Genomic DNA, 24243 nt, shown 5'->3' with positions numbered 1-24243 from the left:
TTCTTATAATGGGGAAAAGGACAAGCAGGAGGTAAAATTAATGAGAACCTATCAAATTTATTGGATTGGAGAAGAATTCGCTCATTACTTTTACGGGCGTGAGCAAAACTTTTTTCAGTTGTTTTTTGAAAGCTCTACAGGAAAGAAAAATGAAAAAAGTATAGTAGAGAAACAAATTCAATACATTACGAAAGAATTTTCAATGCGGTCTCTTGCCTCTGTTTTAAAAGAAGCCTTAATGGATAAAGACAGCTTTGCCGTCGAAAAAAATAATCTTTTCACGATTGAGCTTCCAGAAAAGAAAGGAAAAGCGATGTTATCCGCTGAAGAGAAATGTTTGCATTTAAAAGCGTTAGGGAGTTATGAAGCGGAAACTGTTTTCTTTTATTCCCTAAAAAAATTGAATGCTTGTTTGTTTGCTGTCGATTTTGAACGCAAGAATTATGGCTGGCTTGCGCCGATTAAGAAAGAAAATTTATTTAAGTAAAGAAAATTTCTCTTTCATGTTGTATAATGTCTTTTGGTTTAGTAAACTTTTAGTAGACGACATGAAGGAGGAAGTAGTTTATGTGGTATGTACTCGTCGGGATTCTGGCTTTAGCTGCCGGAGTTGCGCTAGGATTTTTTATAGCCCGTAAATACATGATGGACTATTTAAAGAAGAATCCGCCAATTAATGAACAAATGCTGCGAATGATGATGATGCAAATGGGCCAAAAGCCTTCGCAGAAAAAAATAAATCAAATGATGGCACAAATGAACAAGCAATTTGATAATAAATAAATGGCGCTCAGTTATGAGTGCTTTTATTTTTAGATTTTGTAAAAATGAACGCAAAAAATGAGCAGATGTGTTTTAAACTCTGCTCATTTTTAATTTGGCATTTGTTTTTGGTAAAGAGAGGGAGAGGAATGAACGTATTTGCGGTCATAGTCATTTAATAAAAGGTCAAGCTCTTGGCTGCATTTTACGGCAAGCGGAGAGTTTAATCCTTTAATGGTGACAATCTGAAATAGCTCCAACCGCTTTTTCTCGATAGCATCCAATAGGTCGTCTTTGTGCACGGCAGAAGGTCCTTTCTGTAATAATAATTGGGAAGTGTTTATCGGTTTCTCTAGTATACCCAATCTTTTACTTTTTTTCAAAAACAAAGTTATTCCTTTTAAGAATTTTCTTTTTCCTCAAAAGTAAGCAGACACAAATTATTCATATCTCTTTTTTTCGATTCCTGCTTAAAACTTTGTTACAATATCAATGAAAGGCAGGAGGTTTCATTGAATGATCTTAACTTTTTTTTAGCCTTCGGTGCAGGGTTTCTCAGTTTTATTTCGCCGTGCTGCTTGCCACTTTATCCCGCATTTCTTTCTTATATTACCGGCATGAGTGTCAGTGAACTAAAAAATGAGAATAAAATGCTACAACGGAGGAGTTTGCTGCATACGCTCTTTTTCTTGCTGGGATTTTCTCTAATCTTTATATCTTTAGGCTTTGCCTCAAGCTTTGTCGGCAATATTTTGTCACAATATCAAGATTTGATTAGGCAAATCGGCGCCATCTTTATTGTCTTTTTTGGTTTAGTCGTTACAGGTATCTTACAGCCGAAGTTTATGATGACGGAGCGAAGACTGGAATTTAAAAACCGTCCGGGAGGCTACTTAGGTTCGCTGTTAATAGGCCTCGCTTTTGCTGCTGGTTGGACGCCGTGTACAGGCCCAATTCTCCTGTCTGTTTTTGCTCTAGCAGCAAGCAATCCGGGATCAGGACTTTTATATATGATTGCTTATACGCTAGGGTTTTCCATTCCCTTCTTTATCCTTTCTTTCTTTATCGGACGGATGAAGTGGATTCGAAAACATAGCAGGGTCATTATGAAAGTGGGCGGTTACATTATGATTGTAATGGGGATTGTCCTGTTCTTCGATTGGATGACAAAGATTATTATATTCCTAAGTCCGTTGTTTGGGGACTTTACTGGATTTTAATTTTGCTTATGTATAGATTGCCTTCCTCTCCATAAACATGTATTATTTATGATAAAGAGAGTCGTAACATTATTTCCCAGTGGAGAGGGAGGCATTCGGCCAGTGGCAGGGGTATTAGTCGTAGATGATACAAAATTTATGAGAATGACATTGATAGATATGCTAACAAATTTACAACATGAGGTTTTAGGAGAAGCTGAAAATGGTGAGGAAGCGGTGCAGCAATATCAAAAATTGAAGCCAGATATTGTAATTATGGATATTACGATGCCGGTCATGAATGGTATTCAAGCATCTGAAAAAATCCTATCAGAATTTCCTGAAGCAAAAATTATTATTTGTTCAGCTATGGGGCAGCAGAAGATGGTAATGGAAGCAATTGAAGCGGGAGCAAAAGACTTTGTTACCAAGCCCTTCGATGAGGTTCGTGTAAATGAAGCATTACGCCGTTTGCTTGATTAAGCTGTTTTCACAGAAAACAGCTTTTGTCTTTTCATGAAAAATTGATTATAATAACTTAGCAAATGTTTAAGATAAGGAATGATGAAGATGATGCTCTTTGCTTCATCCGTTTTAGCGGTAGTTATGGGGATCACAGTCATATTTGTTCGTATGAAAGCTGCGAAGAAACCCACTTCGGCTAATAAAATTATGCTGCCGCCACTTTTTATGAGTACAGGGGCCTTAATGTTTGTCCTGCCGGAGTTTAGGGTGACTCCGTCGGAATTATTGGAAGCCGTAGTCGTAGGCATGTTGTTCTCCATTTTATTAATTAAAACTTCAAATTTTGAAATTCGCGATGATGATATTTATTTAAAGCGGTCGAAAGCCTTTCCGATTATTTTAATGAGTTTATTAATTATCCGAATTGTCGGCAAGGTCGTATTAAGCTCCACTATTCACCTTGGTCAATTAAGCGGAATGTTTTTTATTCTTGCTTTTTCAATGATTGTTCCATGGCGGATTGCTATGTATCGGCAATATCGCAGCCTGCGGACAAAATTAGATGAAGAGTCACTTAATGAAAATCCGCTTTCATGAAAAAGGAGCTTGTGCTATTGCCACAAGTTCTTTTGAGAGTACAGACAAGATCTAGTTTCAATATCTAAGGTTAATTAAAAATGCTTGTCTTTGGAGGCGCGAAGCCTGGCGAGGAGCAGAGTGACCATGAGGGTCATGAGCACCGCAGCTAGGCGAGCAACGAAGAAAGCGAGTGTTTGTCAACAGCCTGAAAAGAGCTTGCGCTATTGCCGCAAGCTCTTTTTTTAAAATAAGTGTTTATAAGGAGTGAAATCAATTTTCATTTCATTTAGTTTTTTACGTAAAAACTTATGATCTCTTTTCGGAGTAGCCACGATATATCCTCGTATGACTAAATCTTGTGTAATCTTTCTTGCTTTTTCTTCTAACGCTAATTCACCGATTTTTCCAGCAATCTTCTGGCGTGCCACATCCCGAAAAAGTTCAGGTACGGGACTGACTAATTCTTCTAACAACTCTTTCTCCGGCTGATTCCACAGTTTTCTTGTCTGAGCCACATAATATTCTTCCCAATCCATGTCTGATTTTCCATCTGATTTAGGCAGCCGTTTTAAAAATTTGCGAAACATAAAAAATCCGCCGATGGCAAAACTGCCAACTAGGATGATAACCCATAAAAGTATAAAGTAAGAAAACCAACCTTGCAGCATGACGCTAACCTCCAAGTTTCTCTTCTATCGCTACTAATTATAGACAAAGGAGAAAATGGATACAACCGTAAATACCGGCCTCTTGCTAAAATATAACAGCTTTTAAGCATGAAAAATTCAATATACTGTCCGTTTACAGAAAGAAAAGCAATTTGCTTTCCTGATAATTTTCGATACTATGAAGAGAGAGACTTGATTAGAGGTGACAGAAGTGAAGTTTATACATACAGCGGACTGGCACTTAGGAAAACTTGTTCACGGTGTTTATATGACAGAGGAACAGCGCGAGGTTTTGCTTCAGTTTACTAAAGTAGTAGAAGAAGAGAGACCAGATGCCGTAGTGATTGCTGGTGATCTATACGATCGGTCCGTGCCGCCAACGAGCGCTGTTGAATTATTAAATGAGATGTTATTTAAAATTAATGTAGAATTGGAGACACCGATTGTAGCGATTTCAGGCAACCATGATAGTTCTGAACGCCTTTCGTTCGGCTCCTCGTGGTTTCAGCATAGTCAATTTTATTTAAAAGGAAAGGTCGATGATCAATTTTCACCTGTTCGGATTAATGGGGTGAACTTTTATTGTGTACCTTATGCAGAGCCAGGCACGATCCGTCAGCTGCTCGGAGATGATTCGATTCATACCCATCAAGACGCCATGAAATGTTTAATAGGAAGACTAGAAAAAGAAATGAATCATCGAGAAGTAAATATCTTCGTTGGTCATGCTTTTGTCCTGGGAGGAAAGACGACAGATTCGGAAAGAACCTTGTCCGTAGGAGGCTCGGGTTGTGTCGATGCCAGCTTATTTGCCCCGTTTCATTATACGGCACTTGGCCACTTACATAGTCCTGATGCGATTAAACATGAGAAAGTTCGTTATTCCGGCTCTTTGCTGAAATATTCATTTTCTGAAGTAAAGCAGCGTAAAAGTATTTCTATTGTGACCGTTGATGAAAAAGGAACCGTTTCAATCGAAGAAAAAACGCTTCAGCCAAAGAGGGATATGCGTGCGATAGAGGGAACAATGGAAGAGCTGCTGGATCCTGCCCGTATTCAAAGAGAAGCTGCAGAAGACTATTTAAAAGTAACCTTGCTTGACCGAGGAGCTATTATTGATCCGATGGGGAAACTACGGCAGGCTTATCCTAATATTCTGCATCTTGAAAGGCAGATTGACGTCATTGATCAGCGCAAAAAAGAAAGCTATGAAATGAATCGTGAAGAGAAGAAATCTGATATTGCCCTTTTTGCTGATTTTTACAGTCAGATGACGACAGATAGTTTTACAGATGAAAAGAAAAAAATTATGGAGAAAGTTATTCAAGAGGCACAGCTGGAGGCGAATCAAAGATGAGGCCCGTTAAATTAATTATGCAGGCATTCGGCCCTTATGCAGGAAGAGAAGAAATTGATTTCAGAAAACTGGAGAATCGAACGATGTTTGTCATTTCAGGCAGAACTGGCTCCGGCAAAACGACTATTTTTGATGGCATCAGTTTTGCGATATATGGCCGGGCAAGTGGAGAAGAGAGAACAGGAACGGATCTCCGTAGCCAGTTCGCCAAAGACAGCATGTTAACGGAAGTGCATTTAGAATTCTCTTTGAAGAATCGCCATTACCAAATCTATCGTGCCCCCCAGCAAGAGAAGAAAAAAGAGCGTGGCGAGGGGGTTCGGACGATTACGGCAAAGGCTGAACTTTATGAAATTAACGACCAAGGAGAAAAAAAGTTAATTGCTGCCAACGTTCGGGATGTAGATGAGAAAATTAAAGAAATCATTCAGCTTGATGCCAATCAATTTAGACAAATACTGATGATCCCACAAGGAGAATTTAGGAAGCTTCTGATCTCAGACAGTAAAGAGAAGGAAAAAGTACTGCAGCGTCTTTTCCACACTCAATTTTATAAATTAATAGAAGATAAATTAAAGCAGCAAGCAGATGAATTAGCAAAGAAAGTGGAAAACGGACAAAAAGAGCGCACTCAATTACTAGACAGTATTGAACCTTCAACTGCTGAAATGACAGAGCTGCTCAATCAAGAGCCCCGTAATGAAATAGCGATCCTTTCACAATTAAAAACAGATATTGACGTATTAACAGAAAAATTAACTGGAATGACCGAGACGATTGAACAGCAACAAAACGTCCGTGATGAATTAACGAGGAATATTCATCAAGCAAAGCATATTATTCAGCAGATCGCCCGTAAAGAGGAGTTAGAAGTTGAAAAAAGAGAGTTAGAAGCTAAAAAACCCGTAATAAATCAAAAGATAGAAAAAATTGAATGGGCAGAGAAGGCAGAAAAATTAGGCCATCAGGAAGATTTATGCCGACAGTTAAAAAAACATCTTGATGACGATGAAAAAAGAGCGGAAGAAGCTCAGGCCGCCACAGCTGATTATCAAGTAACTCTAGAAAAAGCCGCACAACAATGGGAAGAAGAACAGGCTAGAGAAGCAGAGAGAAAGACAGCAGCAGAAGAGTTGAACAAGCTGCTAGCACTGAAAGAGTCTATCTATTCGCTTGATGAAAAAAAAGCCGAGCTGAATCGCTTAGAGATCCAAGTTAAGACATATGAGAAGAAAAGAGAATCGCTTGCTGCCCAGTCCATGACAATGGAAACAAGAATAGGAAAACTGGAAGAGGAACTAGCTTCACTAGATCATTGGCAGCAAGCTTTGTACGACGAAGAAAAGAAAAAGTATCAAGTGGAAGCCCAGATGAAATTAATTGAAAAAATAGCTAAGATTACAGAACGAATCACTCATCTGGAAGAGCTGGAAAAACGGAACAAACAATTAAACGAAGAAAAAGAGCAAAAACTGCAAGCGGCAAGATTCCATGTGGAACAGCTGGAGGGGGATTGGCAAAAACAACAGGCAGGTATATTAGCGCAATCACTTGTCGCCGGGAAACCATGTGTTGTCTGTGGTTCTAGCCATCATCCACATCCGGCGAAAGCTCATGGAGATGCTCCGGAAAAAGAAGAAATTGAAGCGGCTAAACAAATAGTGGCACAAGTGGAGAAAGAGCTGCATGAGGCGGCTGGTGAACTTGCCCGCACTCAAATTCATCTGCAAAAAGAAAGAGAAGTATTAGAAGAACTTATGCAAGAAACGATAGAAGCCGCTTTAAAAGTAGATTGGGAACATATAGCTGATCAAAAAGGGCAATTGGCAGCTGATCAAGCAGCTATTGAGCGATCGATTCACCAGGCGAATGAGAAGCTTTTGCAGAAAAAAGAGTGGACCGAAGAACGCAATCGGTTGAATGGGCAGTGGAAAGAGCTGCGTGCAGAATTGATGAGCTGTCAACAAGAGGAGCTAAAAGCACGGGAAGTATATGCGGCCAAACAGTCACAGGTAGAAGACTTGCTGAAAACGATTCCTCTGCCGCTTCAACAAATGGCCGCTTATGAGCGGGCAGTAAAGCAGGCGGAAGAAAAAAATGAATTTTTAGCTAAGCTGTTAGAACAAGCTCTAAAAAGAAAGCAGGCTGCAGAAACAGCACTCGCCGCGGCAAAAGCTGGGCTAAAGGAAATAGAAAGTACGATTGCTCAGCAAAAAGAGCGTTTAAATACAGAACGTATCCGGTTTAAACAGCTAATGGAGGAACACCAGTTCCATGATTTTAAACATTACTCAGCTAGTAAACGGACGTCTGCAGAGCTCAAACAGCTACAGCAGGATATCCATTCTTTTAATGAGCATTTTCGTTCTGTATCCGATCTATTGCAAGAGTTCACAGAGAGCCTTATTGGTATTGAGAAGCCGGATCTTTCCGCTTTAATGGCCAAAAAAGCTGAAGTTGATGAGCTGCTAGCTAAACAAGACAAGGAACGCTTAGCTCTTAACCATTTAATTAGCAGCTGCAAGCGGATTGAAGAAAGAGTAGAAATAATTAATAAACACTTACGAGGGCTAGAACAAGACTATAGCTTAATTGGTCATCTTTATGATATAACGCATGGGAAGAACGTGCATAAACTAACATTTGAAAGATATGTGCTCGCTTCTTTTCTTGATGATATTTTAGTTGTAGCCAATGAACGCCTCGTTAAAATGACGAGCGGCCGCTACACGATGCATCGTAAAACAGACCGGGCCAAAGGAAATGCCCAAAGTGGCCTTGAATTGCTTATTTTTGATCAGTACACTGGCCAAGAAAGACACGTAAAAACGCTGTCGGGCGGTGAAAGCTTTAAAGCGGCATTAGCACTTGCTCTCGGTTTGGCAGAGATCGTGCAACAGTATGCTGGCGGTGTCTCCTTAGAAACGATGTTTATTGATGAGGGATTCGGTACGCTTGATCCTGAGTCGCTGGATCAGGCGATTGAAGCGCTGATGGAGATCCAAGATTCTGGCCGGCTCGTCGGTGTCATTTCCCATGTGCCGGAGCTTAAAGAAAGAATTGACGCTCGGCTTGAGGTTATGTCTACACAAAGCGGCAGCTATACACATTTTCAATTATCGCTTTCCTCTCCGCAAATGGTCTAAATGGACAGGGCTGTTCATAAATTATTCAAGATAATAAAGGGCTTCCCGTTGTATTTATTGTCCATATGCCATAACATTACGTTAGACTAATTAGAAAATTGCAGGAGGGAAAACAGTTTGAAGCACTTGCGTTCTTTTTTTATCGTAGCTGCGCTTTCGATTGTGTTACTTATCGCTGGCTGTGGCAAGAAAGAGTTTGAAAGTAATATGGATGTCAAAATGCAAAACTTTGAACATACAAATCAAAATAATGAAAAAGTGGGTTTGAATGATTTAAAAGGGAAAGTATGGCTCGCTGATTTAATTTTTACTAGCTGTACGACAGTGTGCCAACCAATGACAAAGAATATGGCGGATCTTCAAAAAATGCTGGAGAAAGAAGGGGTAGAGGATTATCATATCGTTTCTTTCAGTGTAGACCCGGAAGTTGATACACCTGAAAAGCTAAAGGATTACATTTCTCACTTTGAAGCTGATGAGAAAAAATGGGATTTACTTACGGGGTATGATCCGGAATACATTCGTGAGTTTGCAGAAAAAAACCTTCAAACACTGGCAGTTCCTGACCCGAACTCGAACCAAGTCATGCATGGTACAAGCTTTTATTTAGTGAATAAAGAAGGCACAGTAGTAAAAAATTATAGCGGGGCAGAAGAAGTTCCTTTTGAAGAGATTGTTCAAGATGTGAAGACTTTGGTTGAACAGGACTAAGGTTTTCTGTTGTAGGAGAAGGTTGTTCCAGCTGTTTAGCTATGGAAACAGCCTTCTTCATTTTGTTAGATAAAGCGAAAAAAATGGCGAAAAAATCATTTAATAAAATAAAAACAAGACTTGACTTTGTAAAATTAACAAAAAATTCACAATCGTTTAATTGATTTTTTCCTTCATTTTGGGTAAGATAGTTACACAGAAGTTTTTCTGAAAATTTTAAAAAGGGGTGAAATTTATGAACTATGGTGTTTACAAGTTTGGTTCGTTTAACCAAGTGAAGTGTGAGTGCGGGTGGGAAGGAGTCCGTGCTGACTTAAAAAAAGCATTTGTGGTGCTTGAGCAAACGAAGTGCGGCTCCATTTTCGACGCAGAAGACGTTTATATTTGCCCGAATTGCGACTCACGAAAATATTAATATTCTCCCGATCACTAGCCTTCTAGTATTCATTTCCCATTTACCTGCCAATTTAGTAGATTGTCTGCTAATCTTATAATTTCAGCATTTTAACGGAGTGTGCCTATTTCCGGCAGCTCCGTTTTCCTGTTAAAGGGAAATATATCTCTTAACATAGGCTCTGTTTTGCTTCATTGTAGATTTTCGCTGCAGGAGAATGCCTTCCATTATCTTTGGTGAAGCATTAAAATAAAAAGTTTTATAATTGAATGGATTATTCAGTTAAAAAGAGCTTTCAAGCGGAGCTGTCTAATAATATAATGTTTGTACAGAATGAAACTATAGAAAGAAAGTGGTTAGGTGGAAAAATTAACTGGAAATTTTTTCTCTAAAGAATATGAGTCCCTTGAAGTACTTGCTGATTTAATCAGTGAGGAACTCGAGTGTCCGATTACCATAGAGGATAATAATCATCGTATTATCGCCTATAGCCGACATGAGGATGAAGTGGATCCTGTTAGAATTGCGACTATTATGCGCAGGCGTGTGCCGGAAAATGTTATTAATAGTTTATGGAAGGTTGGCGCTATACCGAAGCTATTTGAAACAGAAGAACCGGTGATCGTTCCTAAAATTGACCAGGTAGGAATAGGAGAACGTGTAGCTATTTCGGTGCGGAAGAATAAGGAAGTAGTAGGCTTTATTTGGGCTCATCCTCGCAAGCCGTTTAATGAAGAGAAAATCCTTATCTTGCAGGAAGCAGCCAAGGCAGTAAAAAATCAGCTTATTCAACGTCAAAATCAGAAAACAGAAACTGAAAAGAATTATGAAGAACTTTTTTGGAAACTGCTAACAGGTCACTTCACCCGGCTTAGAGACTTGGAACAAGTAAATGAGCGGTACAATCTTATGTTAAAAGGGCAGTTAGCTGTCGTTATTTTTGACTTTTTAAAGCCTATTAGTCAACCCGTTGAACAGCAAACAAATTATCTGGTGGAAACGATGCAGCAGCTTCCTATCGTAGCAAGAACATTTGATAATGGGCAATTGATTTTACTAGTAAGACTGCCTGACAAAGATCATGAACAGGCTATTTCTGATTTTGTCAACAATTTGACAGCTAAAATTAAGGAACGCCAGAAAATCTCAGGAATTGTTGCAGCTGCAGGCAGTACAACTGATAATCCGCTAGAGTTAGCGAAAAGCTATCAGGAAGCGTTATATGTATTGAAGGTCAAACAGCAGTTTCCATTAGCCGCTGCCGCCATTTTTAGCTATGAAAAGCTCGGTGTGTTTCAATTTATTGAAGATCTTGCTGCGATTAGAAAGGGATCTGGCTATAAAAATCCAGCAATTGAAAAGTTGAGTAACTATGATCGAGACCACCATGCTAACTTGCAAGAAACGATTTTTGTTTTCTTACAGCACGACGGAAATGTGAATGATGCAGCAAAAGCATTACATATCCATGCTAACACGCTTGCTTATCGATTAAAAAGAATAGCAGAGATAGCGGGGATTAACTTAAAAGACGCCAATCAAAAAATTACTTTATATTTAGATTTACTCATTCAACAACTAGAGGAATAAAGTTTGTAGAAAAACACAAAAACATCTCTCTGAATTTTTTATTTACAATGATGAAATAATACCAAATTTATCATAATATAGACGTATATTGAAAAGAAGGGGAGATGTTAAGATGATTATTGGTGTTCCTAAGGAAATAAAAAACAATGAAAACCGCGTTGCAATCACGCCAGCTGGTGTTACTACTCTAGTGAATGCTGGACATACAGTATTAGTAGAAAAGGATGCAGGTCTTGGAAGCGGTTTCACTAACGAAGAGTACCAAGAATTTGGTGCACAACTAATCGATTCAGCTAAAGATTTATGGGCTCAAGCAGAAATGGTATTAAAAGTAAAAGAGCCGATTGAGTCGGAATACCAATATTTCCGTAAAGATTTATTGTTATTTACGTATCTTCATCTCGCAGCAGAACCAGCTTTAACAAAGGCACTAGTAGAAAATGAGGTAACGGGTGTTGCTTATGAAACAGTGTCAGTGAATCGCACTCTTCCTTTACTTTCACCAATGAGTGAAGTGGCAGGCCGTATGGCAGCGCAAATTGGTGCTCAATTCCTTGAGAAAAACAAAGGAGGCAAAGGTGTCCTTCTTGGCGGAGTACCGGGAGTAAAGAAAAGTAGAGTAACTGTAATCGGCGGCGGTATGGTTGGAACAAATGCAGCAAAAATTGCATCTGGCCTTGGAGCTGAAGTCACAATCATTGACCTAAGCGCAGATCGTCTTCGTCAGCTTGAAGATATCTTTGGCTCAAGTGTGCAAACATTAATGTCCAGCCCAGTGAATATCGCTGAATCAGTGAAAGAATCTGATCTTGTTATTGGAGCGGTATTAATTCCAGGTTCAAAAGCACCTAAGCTTGTTACAGAAGAAATGGTCAAAGCAATGTCTCCAGGATCTGTAATCGTAGACGTAGCAGTAGACCAAGGTGGTATTTTTGAAACAGTTGATCACGTAACAACACATGACAACCCAACTTATGAAAAACACGGCGTTGTCCATTATGCAGTTGCTAACATGCCTGGAGCAGTTCCACGTACGTCTACAGTGGCATTAACGAATGTTACAATTCCTTACGCTTTACAAATCGCTAATAAAGGATTTAACCGAGCTATTCAGGACAACCCTGCATTAAAACTTGGTGTAAATACTTATAAAGGTCATGTAACTTATGAAGCAGTAGCTAAAGATCTTGGTTACGAATTTAAAGCAGTAGAAGAATTAGCGTAATGATAAAAAAACCTGTCGTTGTTTGACAGGTTTTTTTTTAACCTTACAAATGTATCAATTCTGTTAAATACTGTAAAGCCTGACTTTTTAGCAAGGCCGCTATGATATAATTTTTATTAGATGGAAAATGCGATTAGTAAAAGGCTAGGTGATGAAAAATATTTGGCAAACGCTTTTTTATGAAAACAACTTATTTTACAAAACTCTTTCCTCTAACTATTCTCGTTATGTTTCTTTTTTTTGCGCCGCTCTTTTATTATTATACAGATTACAAGATTGAACAGGCTTACGCAGATAAACTAAAAGTCATTTATCAGTTAATGGATAGGAATGCGTTCAAGGCAGAAACAATTGTTTCCAGCTATTCAAGTGGACAAGGGATAGTCAGTCGTTATGGAGAAGGAATTGTAGCTGGAAAAAACAATTCTTTTGAATATGTTCAAGACGAGCAAATGGTTCAGTCGTTAGAACAGGAATCAGCAAAATGCCATGATTTATTATCCGAGTTGCCGGATCCGCCTAAAGAAATGATGGAAGCTTATTCAGCGCTGCTTGATGCCCATATCACTTACAAGCAATATATTCGGTTGGCCTTGCATCCCCAAGAACCATCTGCTAAGTTTGTTCAAAAAGAAAGAAAATTAAAACAAGAGCTGAACAGTAGTTTAGCTCTTGTGAAAAATAGTATAACACAACTGTAGAAAGAGCGATCTCGTGATGATCGCTCTTTCTTCATAGCTTACTTCGTCACTTAGCTGGGGTATTGCGGGCCTTTAGCTGCGTTAAAATGGAAGATTGGTCTCCAATAATAATTTTTGGCTGCTTAGATGGAGCAATCCAGCGCATAACATTTAATAGTTGTTTTTCACTGAGAGCCACACATCCGGCTGTTGGACTCGTAGACTGACGCCATCTGTGGAGAAAGATCGCACTGCCTTTGCCTTTAATGATAGGATTACGGTTGTAATTAATAATGACGGCATATTTGTATAAATAATGGTTCATCCGTTCATAAGATTTCCAACGCTTATTAGGATTGCCCCTATAATATATCCACTTATTATAGTCAGGCGAAGTTGGGTCATCTATCCAATAATGATAGTTATTCGTCTGAGTGTAGCGCATTTTTAGATTAGCTGGTTTAGAAGCAAACCCAAAGCTTTCACCAATAGAGAATAAGCCAACAGGCGTCCGGCCATCTCCCTCTTTCTTTGAGCTAGACAATCCATTCTTTCCGATAACAGCAGCTGATTTATGAACTTGTACCCATTTGTTTCCTCTCTTTTCGTATGTCCGCAGCAAAGCCTGGTAACTGTTTGTTTTTCCTTCCACTACAATGAACTGATGGCTGTCTTGAACAAGAGATAATTGTTCTGTTAGCTTTTTTTCGAAAGCAGGGCTGTCAGCAGCGGAGGGCAGAGAAGGAAATAAAAAGGCGAAGCAAACAACGGATAAAATCGGTACCAATAATTTCTTCATGTGTTCCTCCTGTTTTTAACTATTATACTATGATGCTAACAGCAAAGGTACCAAAAATGGAATAAAAAGCAACAGCACTAGGGCTGTTGCAAGTAGACTTTATTTTATTTATCTCAACCTTTAAAGCCGGTATTTGCTTTTACAGACACCTCAGCAAACTTGCGGGCATCCGCTTTAGCAGAAAGTACAGTGCCGATATATCCAGCAAGGAATCCGGCTGGAATTGAAACGATTGCTGGATTCGTTAACGGGAAGATCGGATTGCCGACAAAAATAGCTGTTCCTTCTGGACCTAATACGTTGGGGCTAATCGCTACTAAGATAAGAGCTGAAAGCAGTCCTGTTAACATGGCAGAGACGGCACCCGTTGTATTGAAGCGCTTCCAATAGATCGTGTATAAAATAACAGGAAGATTAGCACTAGCTGCGACACAAAAGGCAAGGGAAACTAGGAAGGCCACATTCATTTTTTGTGCAAACAAAGCGAGTATAATGGAAAATATAGCGACTGAAATGGACGCATAGCGAGCAGCGAGCATTTGCTGTTTTTCAGTAATCTGTCCTTTTTTAATAATTTGACCATAAATATCATGGGCAAAGGCGGAAGCACCTGATAAAACCAGTCCGGCTACCACAGCCAGGATAGTAGCAAACGCTACGGCGGATACGAATGACATGAGCATATCCCCGCCTAACGCTTGGGCAAGCAAAGGTGCTGCCATGTTTCCTGCGGCGTTAGCAGCAATGATTTCATCAGCCCCTACAAAAGCTGCCGCACCGAAACCAAGGAATATGGTAAGGATATAAAAGACACCGACAATCCAAGTAGCGTAAATAACAGAGCTTCTTGCTGTTTTTGCATCTTTTACAGTAAAGAATCGCATGAGAATATGTGGAAGTCCAGCTGTACCAAATACTAAAGCCATGGTGATGGACATCGTATCAATGGGGTCTTTGTATTTGATCCCGGGGTTCAAGTAGTTTTCCCCATGTGAAGTAGCTGACTTCATATCAGAGAACATTTCGAAAATATTAAAATGAAACTTCATTAGTACGAGAACAGAAATGATAACGGTTCCAATCATTAGCAGTACAGCTTTAATGATTTGTACCCAGCTCGTGGCGGTCATTCCTCCAAACAGTACGTAAACAGTCATCATGACACCAACAATTAAGACAGCAATCCAATAATCAATCCCTAATAGCAACTGGATGAGCGCACCTGCTCCGACAAGTTGGGCGATCATATAAAAGATTACGATCGTAATTGTACTGAGAGCTGCAGTAGCTCTTATTTTCTTCTGGTCAAAGCGGGCATTAATCATATCGGCCAGTGTGTATTTACCTAAATTACGAAGTGGCTCAGCTACTAGATAAAGCACAACCAAATAGGCAACGAGGTAGCCGATACTAAAAAAGAAACCATCAAAGCCATTGAGAGCAATAGCTCCAGCTATTCCGAGAAAGGAGGCTGCTGACAAATAATCTCCAGCAATAGCTAATCCATTTTGCCAGCCTGTAAGCCCGCCGCCCGCCGTATAAAATTCACTTGCGGTATTCGTCCGTTTGGCAGCAAAATATGTGACTACAAGTGTTAATCCAACTATTCCAACGAAGAACGCTAAGCCAATGATACTCATAATGATTAATCTCCTTTTCTCTCTACTTGAAAATCACTTAAAATATCATCAGACATTTGATCAAATTGATTGGCTTTTTTTACATAAATCATACTAAGAGACCAAGTCATGATAAATTGAGCAAAAGCGAAAACCCAGACCCAGGAGATGGAACCGATCGCCGGTTTGTTCAAGATAGTTGAATAAGACGTAAGAAGCGGCAATGAAAAATAAAATAGCAGAAAGAAGATCGAAAGAGGGACAAGAAACTTATTTTTCGTTTTGACCATGTGCTTAAATTCTTTGCTTCCGGCAATCTTTTCGTAAGTGGTTTTCTCTTCGGTGAGTGGTAAGGGGGTTAATTTTTGATTTCCCATGAACATCCTCCTAAGATAAATTTCCTGAAATTATTTAAATTTCAGAATTATACACCAATTTTAAGAAATTTTTCCTTGATTAGCAATATCTTCAAGAAAATCAGACTGATTAGTTTTAGACATAATTCGACAATCGCTTGTTTATAAGCGATTTTCTTGGCGTTAATGTCTTCTTCTGTTATTTTGATATATAATAATAACCAAATAACTTGAACAGATTGGACGGATAAATAATGATAGAAGGCCGACAATTGGCACATTCACTTGTGTCACTTAAAGGAACTCATTTACGATTTGTATATGTCATATTGCATAATTTAAACTTTTGGGATCTCGTTTCTTCTAAAACAAAAGATCTCGTCTCGAAAGAGCAATCTGCTCATTTTTACGATTGGCTGAAGCGGGAAGCAGACAAGCTAAATGTAGTGGAAGATCAAGAGCTGCAATTAGACTTATTGCTAGAGTTAAGCAAAACGCTTAAGCTCTCCATGCGTCTGCTTGATGATCCGTATAAAGTCGTGAAACAATGCGATGAAATTGCAGAAGAGGCTTTTCAACAGCTTCAAAAACAATATAAAGACTTTTCGAGTGTGTTTGAGCAGTTTGCCAATAAGAATAAAGTAGAGTTTCTAGTTCATTGGGAAATGACACAACTATATGTTCATATGAATGCCCAGCAATCGAAAAATGATAAAGAAGCACCAACCGTTATTTGGGTAGAAGAGATTTTAAAATTTGTTGAGCATATGCCTTCCTACCAGCAGGAGCAGGTTAAGGACCGTATTCATTTAGCAGAGTGGACAGAAGAAGAGCTGCAGTTGCTTTTAATACAAGATCCTTTTTCTGTCTTCACGGCAATTGTCGAAAAAACAGGATTCGGCTTTTATAAATATTTGCTTCAATGCTTCGCAACAAAACGCCCTGCAGCTGTTCTTGAACCACAGGAAGCGGCTTATTTTTCATGGATGATGAATCCAGACGTACTCTTATCGCTTATTTTTAAAGGAGACGGCATTCTGTATCGCTATCAAAATTTGCTGTTTAATAAAGGATTGCTTCCTATGGTTTTACTGGAAACGCTCTTGCCTTATTTAGCAGACAAAGAAACAGAAGAAGAGGAAGATGAGGAGCTTGCTGTCGTTACCTACTCTTGGAACAAGCGGTTTGCTGAATATAGAAAAATGCTCCGCTCGGTAAATGAAATGGTACAAAAACAAAATGACTGGAAAAAAGGGCTCGATATTTTACGCGAGGAATTAAAGGAAGCGGAAGCTGTATTCCGTCAAACAGAAACCTATAACCTGCAGCTTCATGAACAACTAACCCAGCTCTTAAAGCAGGATCCAGCTCGCCCTTATTTCGGTGAACTTAGTGTGAAAAACAACCGTTTGCAAGAAGATTTAAAGAAAATTGAATCAAAATTAGCAAAACAGGAAAACATAAAAAAAGGGATTATTGGGTCTGTTACTACCTTTATTAAATCCAGTTACCACCAAACGACAAAAGCACAAATTGAAAAGAAAATTGATAGATTGTTTGATGAGATGGCAGTGTTAGTATTAGATAAGTATCATGATTATGAGCCAAATCTCATACAAGAAATTCATCGTTCGAATGCTGAGCTGTCAGAACTCCATCTTAATAAGCAAGAGATTCAGCGTAAAATTGAAAAGTTTACAGAAAAATTAGCAGAAGTCAGACAACAAGAAAAACAAATGAGAAGCGCTATTTCTGAGACGGAAAAGCGAACGTATGGATTGGCGCAGTTGTATAAGAGTGAAATGGAAAAAGAAAGAACTTCCTATGTTAATGAGCTATAATCATAGGCAAAGTCTATTTTCAACATCTCAGGTTGATTGAAAACATATATCTTTTAAAGTGTAAAAGCCTGGAAAAGAGTGGAAGGATCATCAAGGTCGCACGTATTGGGCAGCCAGGCAAGAAACAAAGAAGAGAGGATTTGTCAACAGCCTGAAAGCTCTGCCAGCATTAGCCGGCAGAGCTTTTTCGTCCTTAGAAAAGCTCGCTTCACTTGATTGACTCTCGAATATTTGTTAGGGTTATAAAGGTTGTCGAATAAGCGCAGAGAAAATCTGCATCCATACTGCCCATTCCCATGTGCATTACTCAGCTTAAGAAAGGAAAGGAGAATTTTGTGCAAAAAATTTCAAATGTATTTTGGATTACCATCGCATTAGTGCTCGCTTCTGTTGTATTTGGTGTTGCAGCGCCAAGTACATTTGAGCAAGTAACAAGCAACGTTCAAACGTTTATTACATCAGCTTTTGGCTGGTATTATTTAATCCTAGTTTCGATTATTGTATTATTTTGTTTACTGTTGATCTTTAGCCCTGTAGGAGCTATCAGGTTAGGTAAGCCTGGAGAAAAGCCCGATTATTCTACTTCTACATGGTTTGCTATGCTGTTTAGTGCAGGTATGGGAATAGGCTTAGTATTTTGGGGGGCAGCGGAGCCATTGAGCCACTTTGCAATTGATCCTCCTTTAGCAAAAGCAGAATCAGATGCAGCGGTAAAAGAATCAATGCGTTATACATTTTTTCATTGGGGCATTCATGCCTGGGCTATTTATGCTGTTGTGGCACTGGCGTTGGCCTACTACCAGTTCCGCAAAGGGGAGCCTGGCTTAATCAGTGCTACACTCGTGCCCATTTTAGGAAAGAAGGCAAGGGGACCGCTCGGTACAGCGATTGATGTAATGGCTGTATTTGCGACAGTAGTCGGAGTAGCTACAACACTTGGCTTTGGTGCAGCCCAGATTAATGGTGGCCTTTCCTACTTATTTGGTATGCCGATTAACTTCTCTGTTCAATTGATTATTATTATTGTTGTAACAGTTTTATTTATCGCCTCCGCTCTTAGCGGGCTAGGAAAGGGAATTAAAATATTAAGCAACACGAATATGGTTTTAGCTGCTGTTCTGCTGGTACTTATGCTTATTCTTGGCCCAACGATGTTTATTATGAATTTGTTTACCGATACAATTGGTGCGTATCTTCAAAACTTGGCAGCAATGAGCTTTCGGATTGCTCCCTTAAATGAGGAACATCGCACATGGATTAACGGCTGGACTATTTTTTATTGGGCCTGGTGGATTTCCTGGTCGCCATTTGTCGGTATCTTTATCGCCCGTGTATCTAAAGGAAGAACGATTCGGGAGTTTTTAATTGGTACTCTTATTATGCCGGCGCTTGTGAGCTTTTTTTGGTTTGCCGTATTTGGTTCTTCAGCAATCGACCTGCAAATGTCGGGTGCCGTAGATTTAACGAAGCATGCAACAGAAGAAGTGTTATTTGCTATTTTTCATGAGCTTCCATGGTCTTCTGTTCTGTCGGTAGTAGCGATTGCTTTAGTGGGTATATTCTTTATTACTTCCGCTGATTCCGCTACTTTTGTACTTGGAATGCAAACAAGCCACGGTTCACTTACCCCTTCAAATCGGGTAAAGCTCGTCTGGGGTGTGGCTCAATCACTTGTAGCGGTTATTCTCTTATACAGTGGAGGGCTGCAGGCACTGCAAAATGCTCTTATTATAGCTGCCCTTCCGTTCTCAGCGATTATGATATTGATGATGGTGTCATTATATCGATCATTAGCGAAAGAAAGAAAAGAGATGCTAAAGGAACTTCATCCTTCTAAAAAGTAACGTCTTAAAAAGAACCGTTCTGCTGGATGCAGAGCGGTCCTTTTTTTGCCCGGTATCGTTATTGCTTGCAGATTTCTCTATAGTTCTCTAATATAAATGACGAATCGACTTTCTAGTAGGGAGAACAGCATGAAGAAGAGGAAGCTTAAAAAATCGGTAAAAAGAAAATTATTTTTTTTGTTATTTATGATTGTGATGATATACGCCGCGCTTCATCAACAGGGCGGTCCTACAAATACAGCTATTGAACCATCCATCCCAAAGGAATTTATCCCCATATATCAAGCGGCAGAGAAGGAATATGGTGTGCCATGGCAGTTGTTGGCGGCCCATCACCGAGTAGAGACTAAGTTTTCGAAAATGGATCCTATGATCTCTCCCGTAGGAGCGGAGGGGCCGTTACAATTTATGCCGTGTACGTTTGTAGGCTGGAGCCACCCATCATGCAGCGGGCTCGGAAAAGGAAATATTCCTGAAAAAGACAAGGTTAACCCTGCCGTCATTAAAAAGTATGGAGGGTATGGAGTTGATGCTAATGGTGATGGGAAAGCAGATCCTTTTGATGTGGAAGATGCCATTTTTAGTGCAGCTGCTTACTTGAGGGCTCATGGGGCAGCTGATGGCCAGTTGAACAAGGCCATTTACTCTTATAATCATAGTGAAAAGTATGTAGAAGAAGTGCTGCATTATTTTTATGCCTATACAGCTAATAAATAGAGAAATGAGGAAAACAGATTTATTATGAGCAGATTTATATTAATTTTATGCCTGGCTATTTTATTTATTATGAGCGGCTGTGCGGCTGGACAACAGCCAGCAGATACTTCAAAACAATCCCCGGAAAGCACAGAGGATGTTCAAAAACAGGAGCATTCATCTTTAGAAGCCTATAAAGGCGAAACGGAATCTAAGAATCGTCTGACAGGCACTGTCGTGTATGTAGTTGATGGCGATACTTTTGATGTTAAGCTATCGAACGGTAAAAAAGAACGAGTCCGAATGACGCTCGTGGATACGCCTGAAACGAAGCATCCACGCCTAGGGGTTCAGCCTTTTGGTCCAGAAGCTTCGGCTTTTACGAAAAAATTGTTAACAGGTCAGGATGTAGCTTTAGAAATGGATGTGCAAGAGCGTGACCGTTATGGCCGGGTGCTTGCCTATGTATGGCTCGATGGACAGCTTGTGAATGAGCAGCTAATTGCAAAAGGACTAGCGCGGGTAGCAATCTTTCCGCCGAATACGAAGTATGTTGACCGCTTTGAGCAAGTGCAGCAAAAAGCACGTGAGCAACGGCTCGGCATTTGGTCAGTGGAAGATTATGTGACGGATCGCGGGTATAATGCAGAGCCTTCTAAAAAAGAAGAGAGTGCCTCTCCAGCGGGTGACTGTCAAATCAAAGGCAATATTTCGAGTTCAGGTGAAAGAATTTATCATGTGCCTGGAAATCAGTCATATGAAATAACGAAGCCGGAACAAATGTTTTGTACGAAAGAGGAAGCAGAAGCGGCTGGTTTTAGAGCAGCTAAAAGATAAGAAAGGATCACCTGCACTTTTTTCCCTATGAGGCATAAGATGGTATGACAAAATAAAATAGGGGAGGGGTACATGATGAGTAAACCTAACAAGCCAGAACAAAGAGAGGGCATGACAGAGCAAGAACGTCAGGAGCGGTTGCAGCGTGTTCATGAATTTTGGTGGGGGAGAAGACCGCCAGCGAGAGAAGAAGATGAAAAAGGAAAAAAGAAGTGACTTTACAAAACGGCCTTGATAGGTCGTTTTTTTGTATCGATTAATGAAAGTGCCTCCTTTCACGAACTGAGCATCCACTTAAGTCATTAGACGAGAATGGGGATAGGAAGTCTTTGCAATGAGAGAACGGTGAAAAGCTAAACAAGAAGATCCTTTCTTTCCATGAGAGAATGCAATAACACTTATCACATAATCAAAATAATAATGAATGAAAACTGTGATACGTTTAATTTAACTAATACGGAGGTGATCGGATTGGAAGCACGAAAATTACAACCTGCTCCACAAGAAAGACCAGCACAAAAAAGTAAGTTCCAAAGAGTGATAAAAGGAGTTGCCTTAACTTTACTTATCGCTATTACAGCGGGCTTCATTGCCAAACTGCCATTTTTTCAAATTATGGGAATTATGATTCTATCTATTTTGATCGGTATGGTTTGGAAAAACACAATTCAAGTTAAGCCTGATTATCAAGAAGGCATTCAATTTAGCAGCAAAGTACTGCTCCGGGCAGGGATTATTTTACTCGGTTTCCGTTTAAACTTGCTCGATATCGTAGCAGCCGGTTACGCTGTATTGGCAACAGATGTGCTTGTTATTACGTTCACAATGTTATTTATTCTTTTGCTAGGCAAGGTATTCAAGCTAGACAAACATTTATCGATGTTAATTGCAGCAGGTACAGCAATTTGCGGTGCTGCTGCCATTATTGCAGTAGCACCGATCATCAAAAATAAACAAGAACATACAGCGATTGCTGTTTCTTGTATTGCTATTTTAGGGACAGTCGGTGCCCTGCTGTATATTTTCTTATTTCCCTATTTGCCAATTAGTAAGTATGAGTATGGTGTATTAACAGGAGCGACCCTTCACGAGCTTGCCCATGTTGTGGCAGCAGCTGTGCCAGGAGGAGCGGAAAGCAGCCAGGCTGCTGTCATCGTAAAGCTTGGAAGAGTGCTTTTATTAATACCTGTCGCCCTATTAATTAGTTTTATTATGAATAGAAAAGAACTGGCGGAGAAGGGGCTAAAAAGCTTGCCGATTCCTTGGTTTATTTTTGGTTTTCTATTTGCTAGCTTTATTAATACGCTTCAAATCGTTCCCGAAAGTATCGTCACCTATTTACTGCTATTAAGCGTATACTTGCTTGCAATGGGAATGGCGGGGCTTGGATTGAATGTGAATTACAAAGATTTTGCAAAGGAAGGATTGAAGCCAGTAGGGGTAGCAGTCGTTGGTTTTGCAGGACTGTTAGCGCTCTCTCCTTTGATTTTATTTATCTTTCGTATGATTTAAGTAAAAAATCCCCTGGTGTTCATTTATAATGAAAGAGGGAACAGAGGGGAGCGGAAAAATGAACCTAGAGTATTTGCGATTATTTTATGCAGTAGCAAACAACAAAAACTTTTCGCAGACGGCAAAGGAGCTACATATCTCTCAGTCATCTGTCAGTCTGCAAATTAAACATTTGGAAGAGATGCTGCAAACTAAACTATTTGAACGCACAACGAAAAAAGTCGAATTAACACCGGCTGGACAAATACTATATAAGAAAGCGAAGAAACTGCTATTCTTAATGAATGAGATTCAAAATGAACTGCAGGAGCTTAAGGGAGAAGTAGCCGGCCATTTAAATATTGGAGCCAGCCTTACCATCGGTGAGCACGTTCTCCCATTTTTAATTGCCAATTATAAAAAGCTTTATCCGCTCGTTGATGTCCACTTAAAAATGTGTAACTCCGAACAAATTATTGAAAAGCTTTATAAACACGAACTAAATTTGGGGTTTATTGAATCGATGCTGTCTTACCCTAATTTGAAACAAGTGCCGTTTCAAGAAGATGAATTAATTTTGATCGCTTCTTGTTCTTCCAACATCGTCGAAGGAAACAGTATATCAAAAGAAGAACTGGTTACGCTGCCCTTCATTATTAGGGAGAAAGGTTCTGGAACGAGACAAGTCATCGAAGGCAGCTTAAGAAAAAATGAAGTAAATCCTGATAATTTAAGAACAGTATTGGAGTTGGAACATACTGAATCTATTAAGAGTGCAGTAGAGGCAGATATTGGCATCTCTATTATTTCAAAGTCAGCTGTAAAAAAAGAATTGCAGCTGGGCACTTTAAAAGAAGTAAAGATTGATGGAGTGAAATTAACAAGACAATTTTATATGGTTTATTTTGAAGAGGCATTGCAGCTAACAAGCGAGAAGTTAATTGAGCTTGTTTTCTCACAGTCTAGCAGTGCATGTCATTAACAGGTGTCGACAAAATTCCTAGATAGAATTTTGTCGACACCTGTTTTTGTGCAGGATAATTTTACAAATTTGTGAAATCGTCATAAGATGGAGAGAAGGAAAGTTTAGCATGTAAAATGAAAAGGGCACTTTGTTTGTAATCTAGGGCCACTAGTTTTTTGTAAAAGTAAAAACTAAAGGGAAAGGGGTATTCACGTGGAGAAGCTAAATCCAAAAGATCCGGTGCCGCTTCATATTCAACTAAGAAACAAAATAGAAGGGTTGATTAATGAGGGCCACTATCGCAACAAAATTCCGAGTGAGCGGCAGTTAATGGATGAATATGAAGTGAGCAGAAGTACGGTAAGAGAGGCGGTTGCTCATCTTGTTCGGGAAGGCATCGTGGAAAAAGTTCATGGAAAAGGTACCTTTATTTCATCAAAAGCAATTCAAGATTGGCTTGGCTCCTTAACGAGTACAACTGAAACGATACGGAAAATGGGCATGGAGCCCGGAGCTAAGCTTGTTACGCACGGAGTGGTGAACCCGCCTGATGACATTGTTGAAGCTACGGGTCTTAAAATAGCCTATTTTATCAAAAGGGTCCGATACGCTAACGATATTCCGCTGGCGATCGAAGTGCAATATTATCCTGTCGAAATCGGCAGTAAATTAGCTGAGCTTGATATTGATAAGGGAACTCTATTTGATTTGATGGAAGAAAATCTCGGTATTCAATTTGCTGAGGCTGAGCAATTGATCACAAGTGGTTTTTTAAGTGCCGAGGACGCTGAGCTGTTAGAGGTTCCAGACTCATTTAACGTCTTAAACACAGAGCGGAAACTGATGGATCACTCTGGGAGGCTAATTGAATATTATGTTGCTTCTTTCCGATCAGATATGTATTCATTCCGAATGAAATTAAGCAAAAAGAATAGTTAGCTAGAGGGCAGCCGTACAAAGTGCAAGTCTGCTCTCTGACGGTCATCCCTTTATTCTTTGTCTATTAAAAATGCAGATAAG

At 39.6% G+C, this 24243-nt stretch carries 25 protein-coding genes; 20 read left to right on the top strand and 5 right to left on the bottom strand.

Annotated features, from left to right (window positions below):
• The first annotated feature begins 40 nt into the window (after positions 1-40).
• A complete protein-coding gene (sirA, locus tag A8F95_RS15670) occupies positions 41-487 on the top strand; it encodes a sporulation inhibitor of replication protein SirA (RefSeq protein ID WP_049661694.1) in 447 nt (148 codons plus the stop codon).
• A gap of 80 nt (positions 488-567) precedes the next feature.
• Positions 568-783, top strand: a complete 216-nt coding sequence (locus A8F95_RS15665) for a YneF family protein (protein ID WP_049661696.1) — start codon at positions 568-570, stop codon at positions 781-783.
• Between the two features lie 89 nt (positions 784-872).
• Here A8F95_RS15665 and A8F95_RS15660 read toward each other — a convergent pair whose 3' ends face one another.
• Positions 873-1145 carry an aspartyl-phosphate phosphatase Spo0E family protein gene (locus tag A8F95_RS15660; RefSeq protein ID WP_342669964.1) on the bottom strand — a complete coding sequence of 91 codons (273 nt, stop codon included), beginning with the start codon at positions 1143-1145 and terminating at the stop codon, positions 873-875.
• Between the two features lie 129 nt (positions 1146-1274).
• Here A8F95_RS15660 and A8F95_RS15655 point away from each other — a divergent pair, with 129 nt between their 5' ends.
• The 3 genes from A8F95_RS15655 (at position 1275) to A8F95_RS15645 (ending at position 3023) form a co-directional block, all read left to right on the top strand.
• The gene (locus tag A8F95_RS15655; protein ID WP_065411397.1) at positions 1275-1982 is read left to right on the top strand and encodes a cytochrome c biogenesis CcdA family protein; all 708 of its coding nucleotides are present in this window, start codon (positions 1275-1277) and stop codon (positions 1980-1982) included.
• A gap of 102 nt (positions 1983-2084) precedes the next feature.
• The gene (locus A8F95_RS15650) at positions 2085-2444 is read left to right on the top strand and encodes a response regulator (protein WP_049661700.1); all 360 of its coding nucleotides are present in this window, start codon (positions 2085-2087) and stop codon (positions 2442-2444) included.
• Between the two features lie 87 nt (positions 2445-2531).
• Positions 2532-3023, top strand: coding sequence for a CcdC family protein (locus tag A8F95_RS15645; protein ID WP_425415016.1), 492 nt, complete (start codon positions 2532-2534; stop codon positions 3021-3023).
• Positions 3024-3247: 224 nt separating this feature from the next.
• Here A8F95_RS15645 and A8F95_RS15640 read toward each other — a convergent pair whose 3' ends face one another.
• Positions 3248-3673, bottom strand: a complete 426-nt coding sequence (locus A8F95_RS15640; protein ID WP_049661704.1) for a DUF2621 domain-containing protein — start codon at positions 3671-3673, stop codon at positions 3248-3250.
• A 211-nt stretch (positions 3674-3884) separates the two neighbouring features.
• Here A8F95_RS15640 and A8F95_RS15635 point away from each other — a divergent pair, with 211 nt between their 5' ends.
• The 7 genes from A8F95_RS15635 to A8F95_RS15605 all read left to right on the top strand — a co-directional run bounded on the left by A8F95_RS15635 (position 3885) and on the right by A8F95_RS15605 (position 12797).
• Positions 3885-5030, top strand: coding sequence for an exonuclease SbcCD subunit D (locus tag A8F95_RS15635; protein ID WP_065411395.1), 1146 nt, complete (start codon positions 3885-3887; stop codon positions 5028-5030).
• Complete coding sequence (locus A8F95_RS15630; protein ID WP_065411394.1) at positions 5027-8176, top strand: AAA family ATPase; 3150 nt, start codon at positions 5027-5029, stop codon at positions 8174-8176. Before A8F95_RS15635 ends, A8F95_RS15630 begins: the two co-directional genes overlap by 4 nt.
• A 117-nt stretch (positions 8177-8293) precedes the next feature.
• On the top strand, positions 8294-8887 hold the full coding sequence (locus A8F95_RS15625; RefSeq protein ID WP_065411393.1) for an SCO family protein: 594 nt from the start codon (positions 8294-8296) through the stop codon (positions 8885-8887).
• Positions 8888-9122: 235 nt separating this feature from the next.
• Complete coding sequence (locus tag A8F95_RS15620) at positions 9123-9302, top strand: hypothetical protein (RefSeq protein WP_049661710.1); 180 nt, start codon at positions 9123-9125, stop codon at positions 9300-9302.
• A 339-nt stretch (positions 9303-9641) separates the two neighbouring features.
• Positions 9642-10871 (top strand): PucR family transcriptional regulator, encoded by a 1230-nt coding sequence (locus A8F95_RS15615; protein ID WP_065411392.1) that lies wholly within the window; start codon positions 9642-9644, stop codon positions 10869-10871.
• Positions 10872-10983: 112 nt separating this feature from the next.
• Entirely contained in the window at positions 10984-12096 is a 1113-nt protein-coding gene (ald, locus tag A8F95_RS15610) for an alanine dehydrogenase (protein WP_065411391.1), read from the top strand.
• A gap of 179 nt (positions 12097-12275) precedes the next feature.
• Positions 12276-12797, top strand: coding sequence for a hypothetical protein (locus A8F95_RS15605; RefSeq protein WP_065411390.1), 522 nt, complete (start codon positions 12276-12278; stop codon positions 12795-12797).
• Between the two features lie 46 nt (positions 12798-12843).
• On the opposite strand, the gene A8F95_RS15600 is transcribed toward A8F95_RS15605, so the two are convergent.
• From A8F95_RS15600 to A8F95_RS15590, 3 genes are all read right to left on the bottom strand, one after another.
• On the bottom strand, positions 12844-13575 hold the full coding sequence (locus tag A8F95_RS15600) for a L,D-transpeptidase family protein (protein WP_077247404.1): 732 nt from the start codon (positions 13573-13575) through the stop codon (positions 12844-12846).
• 113 nt (positions 13576-13688) lie between these two features.
• Positions 13689-15215, bottom strand: a complete 1527-nt coding sequence (locus tag A8F95_RS15595; RefSeq protein WP_065411389.1) for a solute symporter family protein — start codon at positions 15213-15215, stop codon at positions 13689-13691.
• 5 nt (positions 15216-15220) lie between these two features.
• Entirely contained in the window at positions 15221-15571 is a 351-nt protein-coding gene (locus A8F95_RS15590) for a DUF485 domain-containing protein (RefSeq protein ID WP_065411388.1), read from the bottom strand.
• Between the two features lie 251 nt (positions 15572-15822).
• On the opposite strand from A8F95_RS15590, the gene A8F95_RS15580 reads away from it, so the two are divergent.
• The 8 genes from A8F95_RS15580 (at position 15823) to A8F95_RS15550 (ending at position 24162) form a co-directional block, all read left to right on the top strand.
• Positions 15823-17391, top strand: a complete 1569-nt coding sequence (locus A8F95_RS15580) for a GumC domain-containing protein (RefSeq protein ID WP_065411386.1) — start codon at positions 15823-15825, stop codon at positions 17389-17391.
• 335 nt (positions 17392-17726) lie between these two features.
• A complete protein-coding gene (locus A8F95_RS15575; protein WP_065411385.1) occupies positions 17727-19235 on the top strand; it encodes a glycine betaine uptake BCCT transporter in 1509 nt (502 codons plus the stop codon).
• Between the two features lie 195 nt (positions 19236-19430).
• Complete coding sequence (locus A8F95_RS15570; protein ID WP_245671401.1) at positions 19431-19952, top strand: lytic transglycosylase domain-containing protein; 522 nt, start codon at positions 19431-19433, stop codon at positions 19950-19952.
• 24 nt (positions 19953-19976) lie between these two features.
• Positions 19977-20768, top strand: coding sequence for a thermonuclease family protein (locus A8F95_RS15565; protein WP_065411383.1), 792 nt, complete (start codon positions 19977-19979; stop codon positions 20766-20768).
• A 72-nt stretch (positions 20769-20840) separates the two neighbouring features.
• Positions 20841-20984 carry a hypothetical protein gene (locus tag A8F95_RS22635; protein ID WP_176713731.1) on the top strand — a complete coding sequence of 48 codons (144 nt, stop codon included), beginning with the start codon at positions 20841-20843 and terminating at the stop codon, positions 20982-20984.
• Positions 20985-21188: 204 nt separating this feature from the next.
• A complete protein-coding gene (locus A8F95_RS15560) occupies positions 21189-22280 on the top strand; it encodes a YeiH family protein (RefSeq protein WP_077247403.1) in 1092 nt (363 codons plus the stop codon).
• A 58-nt stretch (positions 22281-22338) separates the two neighbouring features.
• On the top strand, positions 22339-23241 hold the full coding sequence (locus A8F95_RS15555) for a selenium metabolism-associated LysR family transcriptional regulator (RefSeq protein ID WP_065411578.1): 903 nt from the start codon (positions 22339-22341) through the stop codon (positions 23239-23241).
• Between the two features lie 195 nt (positions 23242-23436).
• Positions 23437-24162: a GntR family transcriptional regulator gene (locus tag A8F95_RS15550; RefSeq protein ID WP_065411382.1), complete on the top strand. Its 726-nt coding sequence runs from the start codon at positions 23437-23439 to the stop codon at positions 24160-24162.
• The last annotated feature ends 81 nt before the right edge of the window (positions 24163-24243 follow it).

This window comes from Pseudobacillus wudalianchiensis, assembly GCF_001685015.1.
GTDB classification, from domain to species: Bacteria; Bacillota; Bacilli; order Bacillales; family Domibacillaceae; genus Pseudobacillus; species Pseudobacillus wudalianchiensis.
This window is presented reverse-complemented; position numbering and strand designations above follow the sequence as displayed.